The organism is Sporocytophaga myxococcoides DSM 11118, from assembly GCF_000426725.1.
Taxonomy (GTDB): Bacteria; Bacteroidota; Bacteroidia; order Cytophagales; family Cytophagaceae; genus Sporocytophaga; species Sporocytophaga myxococcoides.
Genome location: NZ_AUFX01000010.1, coordinates 38,405 through 63,006, shown reverse-complemented (window position 1 = coordinate 63,006; position 24,602 = coordinate 38,405). Strand labels below are relative to the sequence as shown.

Here is a 24,602-nt window from a genome sequence, read left to right as displayed (position 1 = left end):
TTTTAGCTTTCTGCTTATATTATTCTTTCAGAACCATATCTATACACATCACTGCCCCAAGAATAAGAATTCTTGCAGGAGCATTTTCAGGCAGCACTTCACTTATGCAAAGCATATAGTTATCAGCAGTAGTGAATAATTCTTTACCAAGTCCACTCCATTTTTTACTCACTTCAGCAAGTTCCTGATTCTCTTTCATAAACTTAAAATCCCAGCTTGTCCATTTCCCTTTAAGAGTACAAACTAGATTGTCATTGGCATCCACCACGTCAAATTTACCACCGATAGAGAAGAATTTTTGTTTAAACTTACCAATCAGATTATCCTTTTCATCAAATACTTCAACCTTTGATAAGAAAATTGAAACACCTCTTTTTACTGTTAAAACAGTTTCTCCTTTGGTGGTTTTTACTACAACATTAAATGGAGTATTTCTTTTATATTTTGTAAATCTGAAAATTTTAGTAAAAAAGCCAAGCTTCTCTTCAGTACATGTAAGAATTAATTCTTGTGTTTCAGGATTAAAAATGTCGTAGTTATTAGATGCTTTAAACATGCCGACTTTTTCCTTGATGAAAAATAAATTTCTATTTAAAATAGGGTGCATATGTAAGTGATTTGTTTAATTAAATGTAAAAATATTACGGAAATTATTGAAAAAAAGATGATTAAAGACAAAAAAAAGAGACCCGATTAAAGGTCTCAGTTTCTTAGTTAGCAACTACATTTTTTGCTTCAGAAAGTGGCACTAACTTTCTGGCTTTAATGACTTTCCCCGGAGTAGATTCAAAATACCAGCTAACAGATCTGCCAGTACTTTCTGCTCTGCATTGAGGGATCAGGTCCAGTGCGTTGTTGTTAGATAATTTTTTTAGAAAATCTTTGAATTTACCTGTGCTGTTTTTATCCCAGTTACTTATTCCTTTCTTGTAGATAAACTCATACATGTCATTTGTACTAAGTGAACCACAATTTTTGTTTTTGTCAAAATGATCTTGAATGATTTGGGATAATTTGATAGCCTGAATGGTATCTTCTTTAGAAATCGCCATGAATTTATATTTTATTTCAATTGTTTTGCCCGAGCTAACTTAACCTTAATTCTGAAAGCTAAAAAATGTTTAAGTTTTAACAATTTTTTAACATTAAAGACTTCAAACTTAGCAAAAATGTCATTGTAAAAGTAAAAGAGGTAAGAAAAGATGTTAATTAGTATGATATTTATAGTTATGTTGTTTGTTTACAGGTAGTTATATTGATTTGGTTTGTCTTTTTTTTGACAGTTGTAAAGTATTATTGTCTATTTGATTTTGTAGCTAATAGTTTTAATGAAAATTTAATCAGATATAACCTTGTAAGAATCTTTGAGTTGTAGAATTTTTACTCCTAAGTAATATACCAACCGCTGATTTTCAAATATGAATGGTTATATACTCTCAACTTTAAGTACTAATTTTAAATTGTATTAAATAAGTTAAAGAGGTGAAGTATTCAATCGTTTTTTGTGTCCTTTTAGCATTTTCCAATATTATTTTAGCACAGACTAAGCAACCTGATGGAAATACAGCTACGTCGACTGCTCCTAAAGGTAAAGGTAAGATTGAAGGTGTAATTAAAGATTCTGCCAATAGTGCGTCTGTTCCTTTTGCTACTGTAGCTTTGATAAGTCAGGAATCAGGAAACCCTGTTAATGGAACCATGGCAGATGATAATGGTAAATTTGAAATTACTAAAATTGAAGCTGGTATTTATAGTATCGAAATTTCTTTTATCGGCTATGATACTAAGTTAATAAAGGGAATATCTGTTGCTGAAGGAAAAGAAAATGTAGAGCTTGGTGAAATTAAACTAAGCCAGACCATTCAGCAATTAAAAGAAGTAACTGTAGTGGGTGAAAAACCTATTTTTGAAGAAAAGGTAGACCGTACAGTATATAATGCAGAAAATGATGCGGGTAATAAGGGAGGCGATGCTTCTGATGTGCTAAGGAAAGTTCCTATGCTTTCTGTTGACCTTGATGGTAATGTTTCACTTAGAGGTAGCGAGAATGTAAAGGTGCTCATAAATAATAAGCCATCAACAATCACCGCGACCAGTGTTGCCGATGCTTTAAGGCAAATACCTGCTGATATGATCAAGTCTGTTGAAGTGATCACTTCTCCTTCTGCTAAATATGATGCCGAAGGTTCTGCGGGTATTATTAACATCATTACCAAAAAGAATACATTGCAAGGTGCTATGGTGAGTATTGATGGTAGTGTTGGAGTCAGAGCTTCTAGCCTTGGCTTGAATGGAAGCTATAGAAAAGGGAAGATGGGATTCTCACTTGGTGGCAATGGAAGGTGGAGCTATAATACACCTGGAAGTTTTAGAAACACTCAGACTACAGTTAGTGAAACAGGTGAAGTGAATGAAAATGTTCAGTATGCGAACACCAGAAATTTTCATGGATTTGGTAATTATCAGTTTGGTTGGGATTATGATATTGATAAGAACAACTTGCTGACTGCATCGGCGAAGTTTGGTTTCAGAAATGGTAATAACTATCAGGATAATCTTACTACGGAAACTTATCAGAGTGGAATATTAGAGAATATAGGAATAAGGAATGTATTCACTAAAAACAACAATAACAACCTGGACCTAAATTTAAACTACACTCACCTTTTTAAGAAACCTATGAGGGAGCTGAGCTTTATGGCATTGTACAGCAGGGATAAAAGTGTCAATGACTTTACAAATTCCATCATGGACAACTTAGGTCTTTCAACTGTAAGCAGGTTAAAGAACATAAATGACAGTTATAATCAAGAAGCAACTTTCCAGGTTGATTATCAGACTCCAATAGATTCAATGGTCATGCTTGAAGCAGGAGTCAAGAATATATACAGGAATGTAACAAGTAATTATAAATATTTCTCTGCACCAGGCAGTGATGGGACATTTTCCGAGGTGAATAATAATGATTTGAGCAACAAGCTTAACTATAATCAAAATGTAGCTTCTGCATATAGCGCTGCAACTGTGACTCTTAAGAAAGTATATAGTGCGAAAGTCGGTCTGAGATATGAATATACCACTATTGATGCAAGGCTTCAAAAAGGTGGAGATAATATAGATATTCCATCCTATGGAATTCTTGTTCCTAGTATTAATCTATCAAGAAAACTGAAAAGTGGAAATATTGTCAAAGCCTCTTACAACAGAAGGATTCAAAGGCCTTCATTAAGATATCTGAATCCCAATTTTCAGGCCGCTAATCCTCTTAATGTTTCTTATGGTAATCCTGAACTTGATCCGGAATACACCAACAACTTCGAATTGGCTTACAATGCTTATATAAAGAAAAGTTCATTGACTATTTCAACTTTTGCAAAAAACTCCAACAATGCTATTCAAAGTGTAAGAAATGTAAAGGGAGATACCATTCAAACTACATACAAGAATATAGGAAGTGAAAATTCTTATGGCTTCAGTATTTTTGCTAATGTTAAATTATCGGATAAGTTTACCTTGAATGGAGGAACAGACGTGTACTATGCTGTATTAAAAAATAATGTACCTGACCCTATTTATAATGCAAGCAATGAGGGGTGGGTTGCTAACTACAGAATGATGGCAGGCTATAAACTACCTAAAAGTTGGGAAGTGCAGTTTTTTGGTTTTTATAGAGGAAGAAAGGTTCAGTTGCAAGGCTATCAGGGAGGATTTGGTATTTATAGTCTTAATTTCAGAAAACAACTTAAGAATGATAAAGGAAGTATCGGATTTGGTGCAGAAAACTTCTTTAACGCTTCATACAGAATCAGAAGTGAATTAGTGTCTCCTGTTATCAATCAGAAGAGCACCAATGTTCTTCATAACATGAACTTTAAGGTAACCTTCACTTATAAAATAGGAAAGATGTCAATGGAAGATGCTAAGCCTAAGAAGAGAAGGAAGCTTATCAATAATGATGACCTGAAAGACGGAGGGGGAGGTGATGGTACAAACATGTCAGATATGCCATCGGGAGGACAGGGTGGAAGCGAGCAACGTCAGGGGCCGGTAAGAGGGAAAGGTGGAAAAGATAATAGAAGTAAATAATCGAAAATGAGTTGGATCAGGTTTAATCAAGCATAAATAGAAAGGAGTAAGCATAAGCTTACTCCTTTTTATTTATGCATTTTATTAGCAAGATATAATTAAAGTCCCGATGCCTGTAGCTTAGACCTTTCTTTATTTACCCATTCAATAAGTTCCTGTGTCTGACTCTCATTTAACTTTGCTTCTGAATGCATGATCAGATAAGTTGAAAGCGGCATGTCATGTTTTTCAACTTCTTCAGCAGTCTCCTCTAGTTTATGATCAATCTTCTTTTTGGCATATTTTGAAAAGTCTGAAAAGTTTAAATGTTTTTTACCATCCTTTACATGATTGGCAAGGAACCATCCGAAAGGCATTATCTCAGAATACAAAGGGTAATTGGTATGATTCGAATGGCAATCATAGCAAGAGGTCTTAAGGATTTTTAATGTGCTTTCCGGAACATCAACATGATGAGTTATATCATTTGAAGTATCCGCTATACCTTCATTTTTTTCTGGTCTTACAAACTGAATTGCAATAAGCAGGAGCAATGCTCCATAAATAATTTTTTTCTTCATTTAAGCGAAATAAATTCAATATCTAAAATTAATTAAAAGTCAATCAGATCGGTAGCTTCTCTTTCTCCGTGTCTTACCCTGTCTTTTGTCTTTACTTTGCTTTTTTGTTCTTCAAGATACCTTAAGTATTCCTGGTAGCTAAAAGGAGAGAGCACTTGTTTTACACTCATATCTCTGTTTTGCTCTATCGCTTTCGCAAATTTTTCATTGTCTTTGCTTCGATTGAGGTGTTTATCAGAATAGTATTTGTTAAAAATAAGGATAAGAGAATCTTTTTTCTGAGAAGTTAATAGCATGCGATCATTAAGCTCTTGCACCGTCTTTTCGGCCATTTTATAGGAATCAAAATTATTTTGCGAAAATGTCTGAATTGAAAGTAACAACATAATGGATGTTGTTGCGATAGGTAATATTCTCATGTTATATAAATAATATTGATTATTAAAGGTAAAATTTTTTTTTGTTGTAATTCTGAAGATAGTAAGTAAAATTGAGGTTTATCGTTGAAAAAAGAAATTATGTGTTTTACATTGGGCTCTTGAATCCCATTAGAAACAAGGGAAACCAAATTTAGCTATACTGTTGTTGAATATCAGTAGTTTGTGAATAAAAGTTTTTCAAAATGTATATAAGTGTATTAGATCAATCACATATTCCTAAAGGGGGAACAGCAGAACAGGCACTGGCAGCGACCATTGAGCTTGCGAAGCTTGCAGATAATCTAGGGTATCACAGATTCTGGGTTTCAGAACATCATAATATGTATTCTGTTGCGGGCTCATCGCCAGAAGTATTATTGGGCTATCTGGCAGCTCAGACGAAAAAGATCAGAATAGGTTCAGGTGGTGTTATGTTGCCGCATTACAGTGCCTTAAAAGTGGCTGAAAATTTCAGGATATTGGAGGCTCTTGCTCCTGGCCGCATAGATCTTGGTGTAGGCCGGGCACCCGGTGGGGACAGACTTACAGCTTCATTGCTTAATCCTCATAATCATTTCAGTGAACAGGATTTTATAGAACAGCTTCAGGATCTTCAAGGGTATCTCGATGATTCTCTCAAGTCTGAATCCGATAAGGGGAAGGTACTTGCAACTCCCATTGTTAAAGGTATTCCAGAGCAGTGGGTATTAAGTTCCAGTGGTCAAAGCGGTCTATTTGCGGCTCATTTGGGAATGGCATTCGCTTTTGCTCATTTTATTAATCCTAATGGAGGAGCAAGGGCTGTAGAAGTTTACAGGAACTATTTTAAGCCTTCTGAACAACTCAGGACACCGAGGGTATTGGTTGCTCTTTTTATGTTTTGCTCTGATTCAAAAGAAAGAAATGAACAAGTAATAGCCGTGTTGAATTACAGGTTCCTCCAACTTGAAACCAAAGGCCGGTTTGATCCAGTTACCTTCGAAGAAATAAAAGATGTAAGATACAGTCCGGCTGAGGAACAAAGGATCGCTTTTAACAGGCAACGCTTTGCAATAGGCACGCCAGAAGAGCTCAGAAAGCAGCTTACTTTACTTGCAGATGAGTATGATGTGAATGAAATAATGGCGGTAAATGCAGCATTTGATTTTGAAGACAGGTTGAAATCTTACGAGTTATTTGCAAGTGTTTTTCTTTAAAATTAGTTTTTGTAAAAGATTATAAAGTATCTGTTACAGAGTTTTTTTATAAGGTTGAATTTTCAGGATGTTTATTGAGTGAACCTTTCTGGATGATTAAATGAAGTTATGAAAGAGCTGAAACTATAATGGTTTCTACTCTTTCATACTAATTTTTTAGGATTAGTACTCTACCTCCCGTATTAAAATTTCTAGTTTCATAAAGGTATATGCCCACACAAAACAGTCGTGCGAGCTTCCGGAACATTTGGATTGCCCAACGGAGCTTTGGTGGGACCCCACGGAATCTCTGTGGGCGTTTACAACGAATAGTATGTTCCCACAGAAGAGTCGTGGGAGCTTCTGGAACATTTGGATTGCCCCACGAAGCTTTGGTGGGGGCCCACGGAATCTCTGTGGGAGTTTACAACGAGTAGTATGTTTCCACGGAACAGTCGTGGGAGATTCCGGAGGATTTTGATTGTTCCACGAATCTTTGGTGGGCCCCCACGGAGTTCCCGTGGGAATGAACATAAGGCGAATAGACTCTACAGAAATGAAAATACGAGGACAATTGGAAGTTAAGATAAGGGAGTAAAGCACTAATTCCCTAATTTTTTAATCCTGCAATATTTCTGTTTGATAAATCACATTTCCTTTTTTATCAATGAAATATACAGTGAGTTTATTGTCAAGTATAGAGAATGCCATAAATCCTGCCACTGCAGCAGCATATTTAGTCATAGCCGGATCAGGAGTATTAGGTCTTACTTCTGACCCTGCTCCGCTGATCAGATAATTTACACTGCTGTTAGCTGGTTTTTGAAATTGCAAATCATGGTCATGTCCGGCAAGATATAATTGAACATGATATTTTTCTAGAATAGGTTTCAATGTTTGAATAAGTTCAGGAGTACTGCCATGCTTGCTTCCTGTGGAATATATGGGATGATGGCCCACAACGATCTTCCATTTTTCTTTACTATTGACTAATGTGCTATCCAGCCATTGAAGTTGTCTTAATGTATCCTGAAGAGCCACATCAGCATATTCTCCTTGTTTTTTATAATGCTTTTTGATAAAAGGATTGGTGTCAAGAAAAATAAATAAAACGTCTTTCGTATTCACCGTGTAATATCTGGCTGGCATTCTCCATCTCCTGCTGATTTGAGAATAGTCTATCTGAGCCTGTGGATTACCGAGGTAGTCATGGTTGCCAAGAATAGGAAACCAGGGAATATTAAGAGAATGAGCTCTGTATACATCTTCATAAGAATATTTCCACTGTGGATCTTCGGTGCTTGCCACCCCACAGCAGTAGAAATTATCTCCCGCAGAAATAATAAATTTGGGATCAAATGTTTCTCCTGTCTTTCCCATTTGATCCGCCACTTCCTGCTGATTGTGTTCTCCATTCCTTCCCCAGTCACCTATAAAGAAGAAGCGAATAGAATTGGATTCAAGAGGAATCTTATCGGATTTTTTTACTTGTGCAAAGCATGTTGAGGGAAATATTGATAATAAAACGAAATGGATTAGTAGAACTTTTTTAAGTAAGGAATTTGAATTGATTTTAAAGTGCATTGAAAATTACTGGTTTATTATAAGTTGGTTAAATATGAATTTGAAATCTATCAAAGATATGAAAAGATCAGTGAATGCGGATAGGATACCACCTTCAGAAGAAGGAGTTAAGGCAAGGTCTTTAATATAAAAACAGTTCTGTCACTATCAGTGCAGAGCTGTTTGCAATAGTTAAAGATTAATTTCCTGACGATCCTATAAATGAAGAAGGTGCAGGTGCCGAATATGTTTCTCCATCTATTGTCAAAGATGATAGCCTTGAAGAAAATCCTGTTTTACCTTTTCCTAAAGCCGGAGAACCAGCTTGCAGCTTAAGGTTGAATGTTCCTGGGTCTTTAATGTTATCAGAATTTTTAGCGGCTTCTGAATCAAACCCTGATATGTTGAAATTAACAAATTTAGGATCGTTTTCATTCGCATTTCCTGATACATCATTAGCAGTTTCTAAGTCACCCTTAATCAATGAACCCGTTGATGGATAAAACTGACCTGCGATATCTACACTGTTTCCGAAATAATAGTTGTATCCTGCATAAGAGTTTACAATATCAGGATTGTCCGGAGACTTAGGGAAACGAACTCCATAACGACAGTTCACAATCATGTTGTTATATACTTTTCCTCTGCCGCCTTTTTCAAGATTTACAGATCCACCACGACCTGATTTAGTTTGTCTCCATCCTGAATTTACTATAGTATTATTGTAAATGTTTACATCAGTCTGAGGTGATCTGTCGTCAGAGTTAGAGCATTTTAACCCATTGGTAGCTGCACTAATCATAGTATTAAATGCAACATCTCCAATACATCCACTCTTTACATTTAAAGCTTCTCCACCTGTTTTACCTGTGTTGATATAAGTATTGTAAGCCACAAGCAATTGTCCCTGATTAATTCTCATTCCATCATCTTTGGAATTGGCGATGGTAGAATGCATCATTACAAACTTCCCGTTAGGGTTATTAAAGTATATGCTATATCTGGGATCTCCTTCTTCAACTTCCCCTGTTGTTACCATTGGACTGTTAGCGGGAGCCGGAGCACCTGCATACTCTATTCTGGTGTAGATGATAGCTATTTCTTCTACATCTTCGACTCCGCATATTCCACCCCATAAACCTGCAAAAATATTTGCTTCTGTTCTTTTGCTTTCAGCTACAGTTATTAGAACTGGTTTTTGCCCTGTTCCATAACTGTATAGTTTACCGTATACAGCAATTTCAGGACTGTTGGCTTGCGTACCATCACCTTCAACGATTACAGTTACTCCTTCTTTAATTGTCAGAGATTTTCCTTTAGGGATTTTAATATTTCCACGAATGATATAAGTCATGTTTGGTCCCCATACACCTTCAACATCTCCGGCTGTCAATTCTACCGGTGCTGCTGCTGAAACAGTTACATCTATTTCTGAAGTCTTTGTAAGTCCATTTTGGTCAGAAGCGATAACTGTTATTTTGCCAGTTCCTTCTTCATATGGAGCATTGAAGGTAATAGTAACAGTACCAGTAGGTGCGCCTATGCCTGTAAGATTGGAAGTTTTTAATGTTCCAATTGTTGTTGTTGCCGAAACGTCTTTTATCTTTCCTGCTGCTGATAGGGAGATGGTGATCGTTTTAGTTTCTCCGAACTTTGCCGCAAGCATGGAAACATCTGATGAAATCTGAGGAGGTGTAGGGTTTACTTTTTCCTCCTTCTTACATGCAACAAAAATAAATAGCGCTGCCGTAAGCATTAAAAGATAATGTGTTACTCTTTTCATTTTGTTAACTTTTGAGTGAATGGTTTATGTTATTTTTTTTGTTAAAATTCGAATCTTAAACCTAATCGGAATGATTGGTAGAACTGATCTTTTCTTACAAGAGTCTTTGTGGATGAAATCTGCATTGGATAATTAAGTGTGCTTCCTTCATCTTTGTACACTGGCTTCTTGATATATACTTCATAAGGCGAATTAAGAAGGTTGTTAATTTTCAAAAGGACTTCCAGCTTCTTCCATAATTTTTTCTCTAATGAAAAATCTAGCTGAAAGACTGGCTTAGCATACATATCATTGTCAAGAAAAGGAGAGATGACTTCAAGTCTTTCTCCAGTATATATTCCTGCAAGTTGCGCTTCGATACCGTGCTTCAGATCTTTGAAAAGCAGGGAGATGTTTGCAATATGTTTGGCTTGTCCTTGCAATGTTCTTTTCTGCATAACATTCGTCAGTATAAGATTACTCGCAGGGGCTGCAGGGTTCTCCCTTGTTCTTAAAGCTTTGAGAGTATTGATCTGTGAATGAGTAAAAGTATAATTACCTCTGATACCTATTTTATTAAAATACTTTGTGAAATCTACTTCTATACCTGTATTAAAAGCAGTACCATAGTTACCCGGGACAATCATAGGAGCATTGTTGATCCCGCTTCTTATCAGAGCATATTCTATCGGGTCTTTAATCTTTTTATAAAAACCACCTATAAGTATCTGTTCTGAAGGAGAAGGGAAGAATTCCCAACGAAGATCTATATTATCTGCTTTTACTCTCTGTAGTCCTGGATTTCCAGCCTCTTTATAATCGTCATCTTCAAGCTGATAAGGGACGATCTCAAAGAAACTTGGCCTTGATATAGCTTTGTAATAAGTGAACCTCAGGTTCTGAATTGGAGAGATTTTATATTTTAAACTTAGGCTTGGTGATACATCTATATATTGCTGCGAACTATCGGCGGTCTGATTTTCTTTAGGATTCTTTAATGTATAGCCCTGATAGGTGTTTTCAACTCTGATACCAACATTCACTTCAGTATTTAATACTTCAGTTTTAACAAGGAAATAACAGGCAGTAATGTTTTCTCTTGCTTTGTAATTAAGTTCATCTGATGTGCTTCCTGCAGGATTTATAAGATCCCATTGAACATCGGAATAGCTATTCCAATCCTTTCCTTGCAATTGTAAACTTGGACTTGGATCGAATGTGTATTTGTTAAAATAGTTATCTCTGTTTTTATTGCGGAACATCATACCTGTTTTAAGTAATGTTTTCTCCCATTTCTCAGACTGATAAATAAGATTAAGGTAACCTGTTATATCTTTATCCTGATTGTGTTCCCACCTTCTTGAATTCCCTCTTTCTATATTTTGCGGTTGTTCAACAAAGTTTTTTAGTTCTCCGTTTCTCAGAAATGTAGCGTTGTCCGGACGCTCCATATTGGCCTGGGAAAGCGCTATTGACCAATGAACTTTGAATGATTTTGAGAGCTTATGATTTCCCTGGAAATTGGTAATGAAAATTTTCTGATAAGTAGTTTTTACTCTGGTCTTGTATGCAAGAATTGCATTTCCTGCTTTGTCATCATAGTTTCTTCCATCAAGCATCGTTTGCCTGATATCTCTTACTTCGAAAAGATTAAGGTTATAGAACCCAGTGTAGTTCTCTATTTTATGATTCTCATTAATTCTGAAATCTATTCGTCCATGTATCCCGGTTCGGAATTGTCGGGTGCTGTAATTCCTTTCCTGCATGCTCTGAAGGGCTGGCTTGTTGGAGCCAAAGCGATCTGTGGCAACATCAAACCAGGTACTTTTAGTACCACGATAGGAGTTTAGCCCACTAAGTCCTATCATTAACCCCAGGCGTTTATTGAATAAGCGACTCCCTGCAGACAAAGAACCATTAAAGTCAGGTAGCGGATTTATCTTTTGAGTTTCCAGATTTTTAATTGTAAAGTCCAATGGCTGTGCCTGATAGTCTGATCCATATAATTCTCTTGGAGAAAGCTTCTGGATAACTGAAGCATTATATGTCTGAAAGCCCTGTATCTTATTAATGTAGTTATAACCTGTTTGAAAATCTCCTTTTACTTCAAAGGTTTCAGGAGCGCTCTTCATAACCATGTTGATACCTCCGGCGATGGCATCACCTTCCTGGTCAGCTGTAAGACTCTTATATACTTCAAGTCTTTCAAGGAGATTGGCAGGAAAGATGTCTAAAGGGACATATCTGTTTTTATTTTCAGGACTGGGAATTTTTAACCCGTTTACAAGAGTATAACTATACCTTTTGTCCATACCTCTTACTATAGCATACTGAGGATCTCCGTTGCTACTTCTTTCAGATGATAAACCTGAAACACGCTGGATCACATTGGCGACAGTGATATCAGGAGAGAGGGCAATAGTTTTAGCAGAAACAACATTCATCGTTTGCGCAGCCTTCTTTTCAATGCTTCTGGCTTCTGTGTCAGTGCCTTTGTCCGTATATGCAGTAACGACTACTTCTTTGAGTTCCTGAAGATGAGCCTCCATAAGAAACGATTTGATCATTGTTTCGTTTTCCTCTTTAATTTCAATGGTCTCAACGATTTCTTTAAAGCCAATGAATGAGATACGAACTTCATGTATGCCAACAGGAATATCATTAAGATGGAATGAGCCATCCAGACCGGCAATGGTTCCAGCCTGAAGACCTGGTATTGAAATCTGAGCACCAGTAAGTGGTTCCTTGGCTGGTCCGTTGATTTTACCTTTAAGTGTAGCTGCTTCAGAATAACCAGTACCCAACAAGCAGACTATCGTCATTGATAAGATATTTCTGAAGTATATAATCTGTTTCATCAGTTAATATTTGAATCTTCTGAAGAGGTTTTAATAGTTAATTATTTTCTTTTGAGTGATATGGATTCCTTCATATAAGTCTTATCAGGAGATGATTTAAGATCATTTCCTGCGATGTCTTCCCAACGGTAATAATGAAAAGTTTTGTCAGTTGACATCACCACAAACAGACCGGATTTAAACTCATGATTTAATGGCACACTAGTGATTTCAGAGCCATCACTTTCCATAGCAGTTACCGAGATGGTTTTTAAATGCTTGTGTTCATTGGGATTGGAGGGACTACCTTCTCTTGAGTAGATCTGAAATTTATTTGCTCCTTGGTCAGAAACCAGTATATAACCTTCTTTATCACTGGTTTTATAAATAGAGATACCTTCATGGTCAGCTGCAAAACCATTTGTAGCAAACAGTGAGAGCTCTTTATTGCCTTTTGCAGGGTTTGCATAATATTTCCGAACGCCTACGCCTTCATCAGAATAATATACATATCCAAGCTCATCATCTACAGCAATTGCTTCAATCTCTTTATTGCCGCTGTAGGATCCGAATTTTCTAACAAGTGATGCTTTAACTATTCCATGATCGTCAGACCAAAGCTCATACTGCCACAGATAGTTTCCATCTGTTCCGGTCTTTCTGCCAACAATTGCAAATATTTTAGAGGTAACAGGATCTTTATATAAGGAGGTCCCCATCAAATCCCTGCTTTCAGGAGCAGTTTCTCCTTCGAATACAGATATGCCACCACCATCGACTGGTGTCATTGAAGGAAGTGCATAGATTCTTAAGTTATGAGTAAATCTTTCAGTGACTACTGCAATATCTGTTGCTATTCCCTTAATTGGGAGGCCATATTCAATGTCCACATTGTTAGGGCGCTTTAAGCCTTTAATGACTTTATTGCTCAGGATTCTTCCTTTAAGATCAAATGTATAAAGAGCACCATCTTCATCTTTATCTGTTCCTATAATAAAGCTTTGGGCAGGATTATCTTTATTAATCCAGATGGCAGGATCATCCGAATCAAATTGAACAGCTTCAGTGATATAAAGTGGTTTTAAAACTGAATCGCTAACAATAGCTTGTTCAGGAGTTTTTTCATTAAGGGTTTGTGAAGTATTACAAGATGAAAGGAGAATCATTATTAAACTCCAGTTCAAAAGCTTTTGCATAGAATCCTTTTGTGTTTTTAAAAATTTCACTGCAAGGTTAATTTAACAGGGCAGGGGCTGCAATATTTTGATGTATACATTTGGGCAACATTGCTGTGTGACGGCGTTAACAGAAGGGCAACAAAGCTGTAGTTTTAATGGTTAAATAGTTATAGTTCAGTGAGATGTAAAGTGTTACCGAATTGTTATATCTATGTTCTTTAAAGATTAAGAATAAAATTAATGAGGTTTTCACCTTCTGATAAATTCATTTTTTTTCTGAGTCTGTATCGAGCAATTCTTAGACTATCCTGTGAAATACCAAGTGTAGTTGCAATATCTTTTGAAGGTAAGTTGAGTTTAATCAAAGCTGCTAATCTTAAATCAGCAGGAGTGAGGTCAGAGTTTATTTGTTGAAGTTTAATAAAAAAATCCTGATGAACTTGTTCAAATATTGTTCTGAAATCTGTCCAGTCTTTATCTTGAATGAAGCTCTGATCTATCTGTTTAATGAGCTTTTTCAAATTCCTTTTTTGAACTTTAGGCTCTTCTTTAATCGTTAAATTCAGCATCTCTCTGATTTCTTCCAGCATTTTGTTTTTTCCTATAATATGTAATGTGTGTGCTGTCAGTGATTTAGCCTTTGTGTCAAGCTCAGTTTGCAATTGTTGCCGTTTTATGTTGATTGTTTCAAGCGCATTGTTCATCCTGCTTGTATGAGCTTCAAACTGTTCTTTGTCAGACTTTAATTGTTTTTCTTTGTTTAGTAATCTGTTTTTCTGTCTGCTTATTATTAGGGCTCCTATAAGAACTACTATGAATAGACCGGCCGTCAGTATTGATTTGATTAGATAATTGAACTTCTTGTCATGCTCTAACTTTTGTATTTCACTGTTTTTGCGCTCCATCTGGAACAGGCTCTGCATAAGCGACACCTGACGGGCAGTTTCGGATTTATAGATGTCTTCATAGATAGTTCTTCCGAGCTCAAGATTCTTATAGGCATTGTGGTAGTCTTTAAGTCCAGAATATATTTTACTTAGATCTTTATATGCGCTGCTAATCTGGTATTTGTCTTTAATATTGATTGAAATTTGTAGTGATCGATTGGTGTAATGTATGGCAGAATCATAAATACCGGTTTTACGATAAATGTCAGCTATGTTGTTAAGGTTGATAGCCATTAACAAGCTGTCTTTGTTTTTAGCTGACAAATGGAGTGACTTCATGAAGAATGAATGGGCAATTTTAAACATCTCCTTGTCTTCATAAATACTACCTATGTTTTCCATTATCGTGGCTAGACCTGAAGAATCATTTATTTCAGTATAAAAATTAAGTGCTTTCTCCTGATAATTGATTGCCTGTACGTATTGCTGTTTCTTTTCATATAATCTACCAAGGTTTCCATATGCATAAGCAAGTCCCTTTTTATCTCCAAGCTTTTCATATATTTTTAAAGCTTCTTCCTGATATTTATGTGCAAGCTCTGGTTGTTTGATAGTTGCGTATAGCAATCCAAGCTGCCCATGATTCTCAGCTATTCCGGATTCATTGCCAATATCTTTTAATAAAACTTCAGCCTGCTGGAGATGTATGAGCGCTTCATGGTATACGCTTTGATGGTAAAAGACAGATCCTATAAGCTGATGAGCCTTTGCTTGTCCTTTTTTATAGTTCTCCTGTTTTGATAATTCAAGGATCAAATCGGCAATTAAGACCGAAGAATCAGGTTTGGCAGGTAATAATTCCTGGGCTTGTTTTAGTAATTCTTCTATCTTCTCGTCATGAATGTCGTGCGATGAAGAAGCTTGTAAATGATTATTTGATATTTGAAAAAGTATGTAAAAAAAGAATATAGTAAATCTTTTCATGTATGCTGAACAAGTTATTCATTGTCAGATACAATATTATTTCCTAATTATTACCTTAATGTTAAGATGGTGTTAAGCGTGGTGCAAAGAGTGATTTTAAGTTATTTCATTGAAAAAATCCCTGCAAGAAGAGAATCTATTGCAGGGATGGTATAATTAATCTGTAGATTATTGATTTACCATTTTTTATAGGGTAAAAATTTTCCATTCATAGTCACGACAACCCGGTCTCCTTTCGGATCTTCTACTTTATCGACATTCATGGTGAAATCAATTGCACTCATAATGCCGTCTCCCATTTTTTCCTGGATAACTTCTTTTAGAGTTGGTCCATATACAAAACAGATTTCAAAAAATCTATATATAAGTGGATCAGTAGATATTTCCTGGCCAGGTCCTTTGCTAGAGAAAACCTGCAAGGTTTTTATAACATCCGAACTTAAGTTCAGATATGCCCCTAGTTGTTCCGCTTCAGTTTTAGAAAGTGTGTTCTGGCCAAGACATGCAGAAGTAGTAAATATTTCAGACAAACCAATGCACTTGGAGATTTCTGTCCATGTCGTGTTCTTTTTTGCTTTTGCTGCAATGATGGCTTCGGTCATTTCAATTTTGCTGATCATAATTAATTTAATAAAGGTTATGTATAATTTATTCCGAATCTCAAGTCTGCGTCAAAAGCACATTGCCAGCCACAGGAATATTAATTAATGTATTCTGATAGTTGAATCGTTCTGAATTGCTCTGGTGTCATGTTAGTCAGCTTTCTGAATAATCTTATGAAATAAGAATTGTCAGAATAGTTTAGTATACCTGCAATAGAACTGACTGAGTTGTCTGAATAAACAAGCAGTCTCTTGGCTTCAAGGATTAATCGATCCTGTAACAAATCTCCTGGTGTTTTATTCAGTGCCTTTTTACATAACGTATTCAATTGTTTTAGAGAAATATTCATGACGTCTGCGTATTCAGAAATCTGCTTGTGTTCTTTGTAATGCCTATCAATCAAAGCCTCCAGCTTATGTAACTGATGGGTCTGATATTGCATAAGGCCAGGAGTTTGTTGAGTTGCTGTATACTTTCTTTCAAGCTCAATAAGCAGCATTTTAAGATTGAGCCTAATAACATCATGGAAAAATTTCCTCTTAGTCAGATATTCATTGTCAATTTTTTTAAAAATGTTTGATATTTGTTCAATTTCCTCTTCTTTAATCTCCATGCAAGGCGAGTTGATATGAGTATAAAAGAATGGCAGAGTTAAGAGCTTATTATAATTAAAGTCCAATAGAAAGTATTCTTTTGTAAAGAAAAGAATATATCCATTGATGTCTGAAGATAAATTCCAGTGATGGACTTGTCCTGGTGATAGTAAGAATAAACTCCCAGCTTTTACTTCATAGTTTTTAAAATCAATACTATGCGTTCCAGATCCATTGGTTATGAAAAGCAATATAAAGAAGTCGTGACCGTGGGGCTTATCCAGAAACAGGTTGTCCTTTAAGTGCTTGTCAAAAGTTCTGATGTAGAAACTATTGCCGCAATGCTGACAATGATTGTAGTCTTCAAAATTACTGATAGTCAAGACAGGCAGATCTTTCATGTTGCTTATTTGATTTAAAGGTAAAGATTAATCATAGGGAATTGCAGGACAAAAATTCCCTTGTATAGGATAAAAATAACCTTTTTGATTTTAGGTCAAAATTTTGAGGGATGTTTGTGAAAATGAATGTATAAGAAATTTTTTAAGTTAAAATTTCTATTGAATTTTTTATGTTTATTGTGTTTTTGGGGGAATGGTGTCTATTTTGATGTGTAGGGGTGGTTAAACTTTCATTGCCTGGATTACCATATAAATTGCAGCAGAAATCCCAGCAAAAAGCAAGAGCGTAGCAACAATTAAGGTAAAAGAAACTGGAAATTTATCCTCATCTGGAAGGAGGCCTTTGTTCATCATCTCTTCTCTTTCAATGCGAATTTGTTTCATAAACCTGACATGATAAGCAATCCCGATGATCAGCATTAAGATGCCTAGTATAACAAGAATAAACCCTAATGTTCTAGGCATCAATGATCGCCAGTGTTTATGGAATTCCTCCCTTAAGTGCAAAAAAATCTGAAAAATTGTGAACCCGAAACTTATCAGAGACAGGGAAGTCCTTATCACAGACATTAATGTCCTGTCAGCACTCAGACGTGTTCTCTGAAAAGCTAATCCTGTCCGCTGAGATGCAAAAAGAAATGAAGCATGTACAGGGTTTTTGGTAAGAAGCTTATTAAAGGAAAGTTGGTTTTTATCGTCATCTTGCATATGTTCCCTATAGTCTCATTGACTTCATTTGTTATCATGTAAACTGTTCATTTTGATGAATGTTTTTAATATAGAGAAATGATGATATTCAAAGAAAGATGCAGTTGGAGAAAGGATTTATTGTAATAAGATGACCATTGATCTGATAAATTCTTTTTTAATATTTCCACATAAAAAAATACCTTCCCTAAGTTCATATTTTATAATCGAACCTTTGGGAAGGCATATTTATAGGATAGAATAGGGGGCTATTATTATCCCTTTATTGAAATATTACTTTCTCCAAATTCTTTATATAAATGATATATGATACTGCTTTTTGCTTCCTCTGCCTTGTATACATCTTTACACCAGAAGTGTATTTTTAAATCACATACATCTTTTTTTAGCCCAATAAATTCAATTCCTGGAATAGTATTCGCCATTACATATGAAGAAGAAGATATACTTGTTCTGATGTTATTGGAGATATTTTCAATATCCTGATTGCCGTTAACAGAGACTGAAATAGATAGTCTTTGTTGAGTATTACTTAAAGTCCAGTTGGTGATGTGCTGAGATAAAATGTCACCATTGGGTATAATTACTTCAGCTCCATCACTCGTTAATAGTGTGCTTGAGCGAATGCCGATTTCTCTGACTTTACCGGTTTTATCCCCGATTTCTATAGAATCGCCTACCTGAAGTGGCCTGTCAAAAATAAGTATTATACCTGATACAAAATTTGTGACAATATTTTGTAAGCCGAGCCCTATACCAACACCAAGAGCTCCTAATACAATGGTTATCTTGTCGACGGGAAGTCCTGAAGCTGTTACAGCAAGCAAATATCCTGCACAAAGCACAACAAGTCTTGCAATAAGCATTCTTGAACGTTGGTTTTTATTCTGAACATCGTCATTGCCTGTATCACCGAAGAAATATCCAACATATTTCTGTAGGAGATGAGCTATCCAGATAATGATGAAAAATAATACTATTCCTCCGAGAGTGAAGTTAGCGCTTCCGATAGCACGTTGTTTGGTCATCAGAATAGCAACGGCATCTTTGGAAGTGTTATAAATATTCAGGTTAGTTGTAAAGACAATTACCCATAACAAAATAACAGTGAACATTACAAGTCCCTGGAAGTCTTTTATCACTGCCTGAAAATCAAAAGTAGTTTTAAAGCCTTGCTTGATTCTGCTGGTTTCGATCTGAAGCAGAATAGCTTCTATACATATCTTGCTGAATACAGCGAGTCCGATAGCTTGAGTAAAGGAGAATATTGCAGTGTTGCCAAGAATTTGAGCCAGAGAGAATCTACCGAATACATTGCATAGTATTGCCAGGATATTCATTACATTGTGAAGGATGATCACAAATCTGAGGAATCCTTGCAGCTGCAAATGATTTTTTAAACCTCTCAGAAATAAAGATCCGAATACAACAGAAAGTATATTGAGTAAAATAAGTCCGAACCTCTGGAAAAGTCCAGGGAGAAGGATATGATGTGTAAATGAAAAACAAATGTAAAGGACTACCATTGCAAGCCAATAAATAAAGAGATTTCTTGGCCATTTTTTAAAGCATATAAAAGTAAGTGTCAGGATCAATAGAAATTGCATGGATTCTATATACACAGATGGAGCATCAAGATCAAAAAAAGGAGCAAGCGTAAATATGACTACAAAGGATGATGCTATGAAGTGAGGATATAGATATTCAATCTGAAGATATTGAATCTTATCCAATGCATCTGATTTTTTTAGCCTGTATACATTTCTGTAAAGCCATATTCCAAAAATTAATCCGATAACAAGCAGAAATAGCCTGTTATTAAGACTATCCTTGAAATAATAATTCAGCGCTTTGTGTTCACCATTACGTGCCTTCTCATGAGATTTTCTCAATGTATCCAGTGATCGATGAGGTATTGGTTCCCACAGATAATTATATTCCTTGCTGAATACTCTTGAGAATGAATTAAGCAGCAGGTTGTTAACTTTTTCGAGCAATGCAGCTGTAGTTACAGCATTGGCAGAATTATGTGTCTGGAGTAAATTGATGAGCGTAATACTTTCCTTTAATTTGGAAGTTCCGGAGCGCCAAGCCTCTCGCATGTCCTTAAGTTGTGGAGCAAAAAGCTGTCTGTTAACGGAGTCTTTCATCAGGCTTCTGATGACTGTATCTTTCATCATCACCTTCAACTCATTTTTCAGACCGCTAAGAGTCGCTTCAGCACTGTCAAGGACATGCCTCTGTTTTTCAATATCTTTATGTATATCGTTTAACAGGCTCCTAAACATCTGAAGGTTTCTGAGGCCAAGGGCCTGACTGTTATTCAGGATGTTTTCTTTCAATACAAGTAGTGCAGAATCACTATCTGCAAGTTTTACCTGAATGTTGCTGATACGAGGTCCCAGATCGCTTTTGTTTTTAATCATAGAGAGGATAGCATAATTTTTCTCTATGCGCATCTGATAGTCACTACTTGTAAGTTTTGCAGTGTCGGAGAATATAGCAGCCAGATCACGATTCCTTCGGAATCCTCTTTCCCGCTTTTTAGAGAGTGAGTCTTGATGAGTTTTTAAAGTGTCCGAATGGGTTCTAAAGGTATCCTGACCAATGGACAGATTTATTATTAAAATACAGAAACTTAAAATTAAAGAGTAAGAAATAATTCTTTGCATGATCATATTTGTTGTATAGTAAAAGTAAACAAGTATGCAGGGATTTCAAAAGGATGCGGACGTAGGTATCGGATATAAAGTGAATTTACAGGATAAAGCTTTTTATATTCAGTTTTTTAATGAAATTAATTTGATTCAGAAATTTAGGAAACTTATTGTTTTTGCTTCTTTTTTTAAAAGAAAAAATTTAGCTCTTTGAAGTTGATAAATGAATTGATATGGCTTTGATAAACAATTCTATTACGAGATCATTTGTATTTGAAAAATTTTATTCTGGATAACAGCAATAAGAAAGTTATAATAATATTATCAGGCTGATATCTATTCTGAACAAAAGGTTTGAATAATTAATATTCTTTTTATAGATTCATTGTTACTAGATTAAAACATTATGCCATACGTCAATATAAAAATTACAAATGAAAATGTGACATCACAACAGAAAGCGGAGTTAATCGAAGGTGTCACAGAGTTACTTAAGATTGTTCTTAATAAAAACCCTGAGACAACAGTTGTTGTCATTGATGAAGTATCGACAGATAACTGGGGAATAGGTGGGCAGCAGGTCACAGAGAGACGAAAGCAAGGGAAATAATATTTGATTTAAGATAAGATGAATATGAAAGGTTCCGAATGTCAAATGCTCATAAGAAAGCCCGCTGATAAAGTATTTGAAGCTTTTATTGATCCGGATATTACAAAGAATTTCTGGTTCACTCATGGAAGTGGTAAGCTGGAAGTGGGCAAGACTGTAACATGGAAATGGGAGATGTATGGAGTGTCTACTAAAGTGGTAGCTAAAGAGATTGTGCCCGCCAAAAAGATCATAATAGAATGGGATGAGCCGGCAACAACTGTAGATTTTGATTTTAAAACCCTAAGTGACAGTTCTACTTATGTCACCATTAAACACTTTGGTTTTGATAAAACCGGAGATGAATTACTCGAGGCTATCAAAGACTCAACAGGGGGCTTTACGACAGTACTGGACGGACTTAAGGCTTATCTGGAACATAATATCAAACTTAATCTGATTGCAGATAAATTTCCCGCAGAAGTTATGAATCATGGGAAATAAAATTTTCAATATATGGAAGCTCACAAGTTCACAACAGTTGATGAATATATAAGTACATTTCCTCAGGAAATAAGACCTATACTTGAGAAAATGAGACATACTATTAGCAAAGCTGCTCCCAAAGCAGAAGAGGTTATCAGTTATAATATGCCTGCTTTTAAATTAAACGGAATGTTGGTCTATTATGCAGGTTATAAAAAGCATATAGGGTTTTATCCTACAGCCTCTGGGATTGCAGAGTTTGCAGATGAACTGACAGATTATAAAACCTCAAAAGGAGCGATACAATTCCCCATTGATAAGCCATTGCCAATTGGGTTGATAACAAGGATTGTTAAATTCAGAGTTGCGGAGAATAATGAAAAAGCACTTGCGAAGAAGAAAAAGTAATATCAGTAAGTGATGGATAAGGTTTTTCAGTTTTTAGCAATATTTGTTGCTTGTGTATCCTGCTCCAGACCTTTTGAAGAATGTCAATCTGAAAATGATTTGTTAATCGGGAAATGGAAAGTTGAAAAACTATGGATAAAATTTCTTAGTTCAGGATGTGGGGATGTTCCTATTGGAAAAGTACCCGAAGGTAGCTTGCATGAAAAATTTACTTTAATTCTTAATAAAGATAATACATTTATATTAAGTGATGGAGTTGGCCAAAATAACTTTGCCGGCATTTTCCGATGTTCGAACGATTCTATTTTATTAAGTTTGAAAAGAAATATTTTTTTGATTTTTAAAGTTGATAGCCTTTTGGATAATAGGCTTTACTTGTATCTGGAAAGAGCGCAATTTTATTCGATTGAGAATGATTCATTTTTACTATTTAGGGGGCAGGATGTAAATATTCAGCTAAGAAGGAATTAATACATTTTAACTTCACTTTTAACTTAATCCGAAGGAGTTTTTCATTTCCCCACAAAAAGATCAGAGTAGTCACTTTTAATTAATGTCAGTTTGCTAAAATATTAGTACAACTTCAGAATTCCTTCAGAATTTTACCATTCTATTCTTATAATTATCCAAAAAATAATTCCCGTGTCGGGAGTATTTTTCTAAATAATTTAGTTGTATATTTGACTTATTAGGTCAGAAAGTCAAAAAGTCAAAAAGTCAAATGGTCGAAACTTCTTCAAATACGGATAATGTCAAAGTGAATTTAATTCTGGATGCAGCAATGAAACGCTTTGGTTATTATGGACTTGCGAAGACGACCATGGCGGAAATTGCATCGGATGTCGGAATGTCCAAGGCATCCATTTACTATTATTTTGCAGATAAGGATGCTTTGTTTCAGGCAGTTGTGAAAAGGGAGCAGGACGGATTCATTAGCAGTATTAAAAAGGAAGTTGTTGACAATAAAGACTCAGCAAAAAATAAGCTTGTTCAATATGTAGATAAAAGACATGAATATTTTTTGAATGTGTATGTGAATCTTGGTAAAATTAAAATGTCCATGGAGAATGTAAAACCTCTGTTAGGGAACCTCCTGAATGATTTTTTCCAATCAGAAGTAGCATTGGTTTCTGAAATTTTGAGAGAAGGGGTAAACAATAATGAGTTTGGGGATATTGATGTCTCTGAATATGCTGATTTGTTTATCGCAACGATGAATGGGTTGAGAAGCATTACAATCAAAAACAAAGACTCTTATCAGCTTGAACAAAGCGATTTTGATTTGATTGAAAAACGCATCAAAAGCCTGAATGAAATTTTTATTACAGGAATACTTAAAAACAAATAAAGACTTTAGAAAGCAATGCTGCCATTTAAAAAACGAATGATCGCCGCTGCATTAATTATCGCAGGGCTAAGTTCAGAGTTATCTTTCGCTCAGAGTACAAAATTTCTTACTCTAAGTGAGGCTGTAGAATTGTGTTTGCAGAATAATAAACAGCTTAAACTTAATAAAGTAAAGGTGGAAGCTGCTACTGCTTCAACTGTGGAAGCGAGAGAGAGGCGACTACCTGATCTGAGTGGGAGCGCAAACTATTTACGATTGACAAAACCCACCATTGGTGGTCCTCTGGGCAATACGGCATCTCCTGATATCAATGAGGCAGCTTATGCAATGGTAAATGGCTCAATACCTTTATTTACAGGCTTCAGAACTAAAAATGGTATAGAGTCAGCCAAGTACCTTGAAGAAGCAACAAAACTAGATGCGGAGAATGATAAGGATGCTGTTATTCAAAATACTGTTGCAGCCTATAGTAATCTATATAAAGCTCAGTCAACTGTTTCAATAGTAAAAGAAAATCTGAAACAGGCTGAACTGAGATCTGCTGATTTTGAAAATCTTGAAAAGAATGGTGTTATAGCCAGAAACGATCTCCTGAGAGTACAGCTTCAACAGTCTAATGTTCAGCTAGCACTGCTGGATGCTGAAAGCAATCAGAGACTTGCAAATCTTAATATGAACATTATGCTGGGGCTTGATGAAAATACGCAGCTTCAACTGGACAGCACATCTTTCGTGGAAGTTACTGATGCAAGAACATTTTCTGATTTTGAACAGGTTGCGCTAACTAACAGACACGATCTTGCAGCTCTTAGATATAGAGAACAGTCAGCATCATCAGGAATTAAAATTGCAAAGGCAGATTATTTCCCTTCTTTAAAAATAACAGGCGGGTATTTCGCAGCTAATATCCCAAATCTGTTTACCATTTCGAATGCATGGAATGCAGGACTTGGAGTAAGTTATAATGTGGCTTCACTATGGAAAACGGGAGCAAAAGTGAAGTCTGCTAAAATCCGTCTGGCTGAGGTTAAAGCCAGTCAGGACTTGATGAGTGATAGAGTGAAAATAGAAGTTGCTCAGGCTTTTGAAGGATATGTTCTAAGCAAAAAGAAGATTGAAGTATATGCTCAGGCGCTAGAACAGGCAACTGAAAACAATAGAATAACAAAAAATAAATATCGCAATAACCTGGTCACTACAACAGATCTGCTGGATGCTTTTGTACAACAATTGCTGGCCAACCTGGACTATGCTAATTCCAAAGCAGATGCAGCGGTGGCATATCGCAGGCTTTTACAAACTTCAGGTGTTGCTAATAACGAACCTAAAAAATAAATCTTAAACATAGCTCCCGATTC

The 24,602-nt window shown here is 35.7% G+C and carries 21 protein-coding genes; 8 read left to right on the top strand and 13 right to left on the bottom strand.

The window, feature by feature from the left end:
* Positions 1 to 19: 19 nt before the first annotated feature.
* Together K350_RS0112830 and K350_RS0112825 are read right to left on the bottom strand one after the other, a co-directional pair.
* A complete protein-coding gene (locus tag K350_RS0112830; RefSeq protein ID WP_028980253.1) occupies positions 20 to 607 on the bottom strand; it encodes an LURP-one-related family protein in 588 nt (195 codons plus the stop codon).
* A 103-nt stretch (positions 608 to 710) separates the two neighbouring features.
* Positions 711 to 1,052: a hypothetical protein gene (locus K350_RS0112825; RefSeq protein WP_028980252.1), complete on the bottom strand. Its 342-nt coding sequence runs from the start codon at positions 1,050 to 1,052 to the stop codon at positions 711 to 713.
* A 430-nt stretch (positions 1,053 to 1,482) separates the two neighbouring features.
* Here K350_RS0112825 and K350_RS28610 point away from each other — a divergent pair, with 430 nt between their 5' ends.
* Positions 1,483 to 4,086, top strand: a complete 2,604-nt coding sequence (locus K350_RS28610) for a TonB-dependent receptor (RefSeq protein ID WP_081670992.1) — start codon at positions 1,483 to 1,485, stop codon at positions 4,084 to 4,086.
* Positions 4,087 to 4,184: 98 nt separating this feature from the next.
* Here K350_RS28610 and K350_RS0112815 read toward each other — a convergent pair whose 3' ends face one another.
* Positions 4,185 to 4,646, bottom strand: a complete 462-nt coding sequence (locus tag K350_RS0112815) for a heme-binding domain-containing protein (RefSeq protein WP_028980251.1) — start codon at positions 4,644 to 4,646, stop codon at positions 4,185 to 4,187.
* Between the two features lie 32 nt (positions 4,647 to 4,678).
* A complete protein-coding gene (locus K350_RS0112810) occupies positions 4,679 to 5,065 on the bottom strand; it encodes a hypothetical protein (protein ID WP_028980250.1) in 387 nt (128 codons plus the stop codon).
* Positions 5,066 to 5,268: 203 nt separating this feature from the next.
* Here K350_RS0112810 and K350_RS0112805 point away from each other — a divergent pair, with 203 nt between their 5' ends.
* Positions 5,269 to 6,261: an LLM class flavin-dependent oxidoreductase gene (locus tag K350_RS0112805; RefSeq protein WP_028980249.1), complete on the top strand. Its 993-nt coding sequence runs from the start codon at positions 5,269 to 5,271 to the stop codon at positions 6,259 to 6,261.
* A gap of 597 nt (positions 6,262 to 6,858) precedes the next feature.
* Here K350_RS0112805 and K350_RS28605 read toward each other — a convergent pair.
* The 9 genes from K350_RS28605 to K350_RS0112755 all read right to left on the bottom strand — a co-directional run bounded on the left by K350_RS28605 (position 6,859) and on the right by K350_RS0112755 (position 20,428).
* Positions 6,859 to 7,824 (bottom strand): purple acid phosphatase family protein, encoded by a 966-nt coding sequence (locus K350_RS28605; protein ID WP_051313107.1) that lies wholly within the window; start codon positions 7,822 to 7,824, stop codon positions 6,859 to 6,861.
* A 178-nt stretch (positions 7,825 to 8,002) separates the two neighbouring features.
* Entirely contained in the window at positions 8,003 to 9,586 is a 1,584-nt protein-coding gene (locus K350_RS0112790) for a hypothetical protein (protein WP_156027027.1), read from the bottom strand.
* A gap of 41 nt (positions 9,587 to 9,627) precedes the next feature.
* Positions 9,628 to 12,423: a TonB-dependent receptor gene (locus K350_RS0112785; protein ID WP_028980247.1), complete on the bottom strand. Its 2,796-nt coding sequence runs from the start codon at positions 12,421 to 12,423 to the stop codon at positions 9,628 to 9,630.
* Positions 12,424 to 12,464: 41 nt separating this feature from the next.
* A complete protein-coding gene (locus tag K350_RS28600; protein WP_425423912.1) occupies positions 12,465 to 13,568 on the bottom strand; it encodes a phytase in 1,104 nt (367 codons plus the stop codon).
* 230 nt (positions 13,569 to 13,798) lie between these two features.
* Positions 13,799 to 15,451 (bottom strand): tetratricopeptide repeat protein, encoded by a 1,653-nt coding sequence (locus K350_RS0112775; protein WP_028980246.1) that lies wholly within the window; start codon positions 15,449 to 15,451, stop codon positions 13,799 to 13,801.
* A 176-nt stretch (positions 15,452 to 15,627) separates the two neighbouring features.
* Entirely contained in the window at positions 15,628 to 16,071 is a 444-nt protein-coding gene (gene cynS, locus K350_RS0112770) for a cyanase (protein WP_028980245.1), read from the bottom strand.
* An 80-nt stretch (positions 16,072 to 16,151) separates the two neighbouring features.
* Positions 16,152 to 17,048, bottom strand: a complete 897-nt coding sequence (locus K350_RS0112765) for a helix-turn-helix domain-containing protein (protein ID WP_037575522.1) — start codon at positions 17,046 to 17,048, stop codon at positions 16,152 to 16,154.
* 222 nt (positions 17,049 to 17,270) lie between these two features.
* Complete coding sequence (locus tag K350_RS28595) at positions 17,271 to 17,756, bottom strand: YidH family protein (protein ID WP_081670991.1); 486 nt, start codon at positions 17,754 to 17,756, stop codon at positions 17,271 to 17,273.
* Positions 17,757 to 18,010: 254 nt separating this feature from the next.
* A complete protein-coding gene (locus tag K350_RS0112755; RefSeq protein WP_028980243.1) occupies positions 18,011 to 20,428 on the bottom strand; it encodes a mechanosensitive ion channel family protein in 2,418 nt (805 codons plus the stop codon).
* A 391-nt stretch (positions 20,429 to 20,819) separates the two neighbouring features.
* On the opposite strand from K350_RS0112755, the gene K350_RS0112745 reads away from it, so the two are divergent.
* From K350_RS0112745 to K350_RS0112720, 6 genes are all read left to right on the top strand, one after another.
* Entirely contained in the window at positions 20,820 to 21,023 is a 204-nt protein-coding gene (locus K350_RS0112745) for a 2-hydroxymuconate tautomerase family protein (protein ID WP_028980242.1), read from the top strand.
* Between the two features lie 24 nt (positions 21,024 to 21,047).
* Complete coding sequence (locus K350_RS0112740) at positions 21,048 to 21,506, top strand: SRPBCC family protein (protein ID WP_028980241.1); 459 nt, start codon at positions 21,048 to 21,050, stop codon at positions 21,504 to 21,506.
* A gap of 12 nt (positions 21,507 to 21,518) precedes the next feature.
* Entirely contained in the window at positions 21,519 to 21,896 is a 378-nt protein-coding gene (locus tag K350_RS0112735; RefSeq protein WP_028980240.1) for an iron chaperone, read from the top strand.
* A gap of 12 nt (positions 21,897 to 21,908) precedes the next feature.
* Entirely contained in the window at positions 21,909 to 22,367 is a 459-nt protein-coding gene (locus K350_RS0112730) for a hypothetical protein (RefSeq protein ID WP_028980239.1), read from the top strand.
* A 250-nt stretch (positions 22,368 to 22,617) separates the two neighbouring features.
* On the top strand, positions 22,618 to 23,244 hold the full coding sequence (locus K350_RS0112725) for a TetR/AcrR family transcriptional regulator (RefSeq protein WP_028980238.1): 627 nt from the start codon (positions 22,618 to 22,620) through the stop codon (positions 23,242 to 23,244).
* Between the two features lie 15 nt (positions 23,245 to 23,259).
* Positions 23,260 to 24,579: a TolC family protein gene (locus K350_RS0112720; protein ID WP_245598638.1), complete on the top strand. Its 1,320-nt coding sequence runs from the start codon at positions 23,260 to 23,262 to the stop codon at positions 24,577 to 24,579.
* The last annotated feature ends 23 nt before the right edge of the window (positions 24,580 to 24,602 follow it).

Bases quoted from the DNA above. Each gene is read 5' to 3' on its own strand.
- cynS (WP_028980245.1), bottom strand. From the start codon at position 16,071: ATGATCAGCAAAATTGAAATGACCGAAGCCATCATTGCAGCAAAAGCA.
- K350_RS0112745 (WP_028980242.1), top strand. From the start codon at position 20,820: ATGCCATACGTCAATATAAAAATTACAAATGAAAATGTGACATCACAA.
- K350_RS0112765 (WP_037575522.1), bottom strand. From the start codon at position 17,048: ATGAAAGATCTGCCTGTCTTGACTATCAGTAATTTTGAAGACTACAAT.
- K350_RS0112720 (WP_245598638.1), top strand. From the start codon at position 23,260: ATGCTGCCATTTAAAAAACGAATGATCGCCGCTGCATTAATTATCGCA.
- K350_RS28600 (WP_425423912.1), bottom strand. From the start codon at position 13,568: ATGATTCTCCTTTCATCTTGTAATACTTCACAAACCCTTAATGAAAAA.
- K350_RS0112815 (WP_028980251.1), bottom strand. From the start codon at position 4,646: ATGAAGAAAAAAATTATTTATGGAGCATTGCTCCTGCTTATTGCAATT.
- K350_RS0112790 (WP_156027027.1), bottom strand. From the start codon at position 9,586: ATGAAAAGAGTAACACATTATCTTTTAATGCTTACGGCAGCGCTATTT.
- K350_RS0112785 (WP_028980247.1), bottom strand. From the start codon at position 12,423: ATGAAACAGATTATATACTTCAGAAATATCTTATCAATGACGATAGTC.
- K350_RS0112805 (WP_028980249.1), top strand. From the start codon at position 5,269: ATGTATATAAGTGTATTAGATCAATCACATATTCCTAAAGGGGGAACA.
- K350_RS28605 (WP_051313107.1), bottom strand. From the start codon at position 7,824: ATGCACTTTAAAATCAATTCAAATTCCTTACTTAAAAAAGTTCTACTA.
- K350_RS0112755 (WP_028980243.1), bottom strand. From the start codon at position 20,428: ATGCAAAGAATTATTTCTTACTCTTTAATTTTAAGTTTCTGTATTTTA.
- K350_RS28595 (WP_081670991.1), bottom strand. From the start codon at position 17,756: ATGCAAGATGACGATAAAAACCAACTTTCCTTTAATAAGCTTCTTACC.
- K350_RS0112810 (WP_028980250.1), bottom strand. From the start codon at position 5,065: ATGAGAATATTACCTATCGCAACAACATCCATTATGTTGTTACTTTCA.
- K350_RS0112830 (WP_028980253.1), bottom strand. From the start codon at position 607: ATGCACCCTATTTTAAATAGAAATTTATTTTTCATCAAGGAAAAAGTC.
- K350_RS0112740 (WP_028980241.1), top strand. From the start codon at position 21,048: ATGAAAGGTTCCGAATGTCAAATGCTCATAAGAAAGCCCGCTGATAAA.
- K350_RS0112730 (WP_028980239.1), top strand. From the start codon at position 21,909: ATGGATAAGGTTTTTCAGTTTTTAGCAATATTTGTTGCTTGTGTATCC.
- K350_RS0112775 (WP_028980246.1), bottom strand. From the start codon at position 15,451: ATGAAAAGATTTACTATATTCTTTTTTTACATACTTTTTCAAATATCA.
- K350_RS0112825 (WP_028980252.1), bottom strand. From the start codon at position 1,052: ATGGCGATTTCTAAAGAAGATACCATTCAGGCTATCAAATTATCCCAA.
- K350_RS0112735 (WP_028980240.1), top strand. From the start codon at position 21,519: ATGGAAGCTCACAAGTTCACAACAGTTGATGAATATATAAGTACATTT.
- K350_RS0112725 (WP_028980238.1), top strand. From the start codon at position 22,618: ATGGTCGAAACTTCTTCAAATACGGATAATGTCAAAGTGAATTTAATT.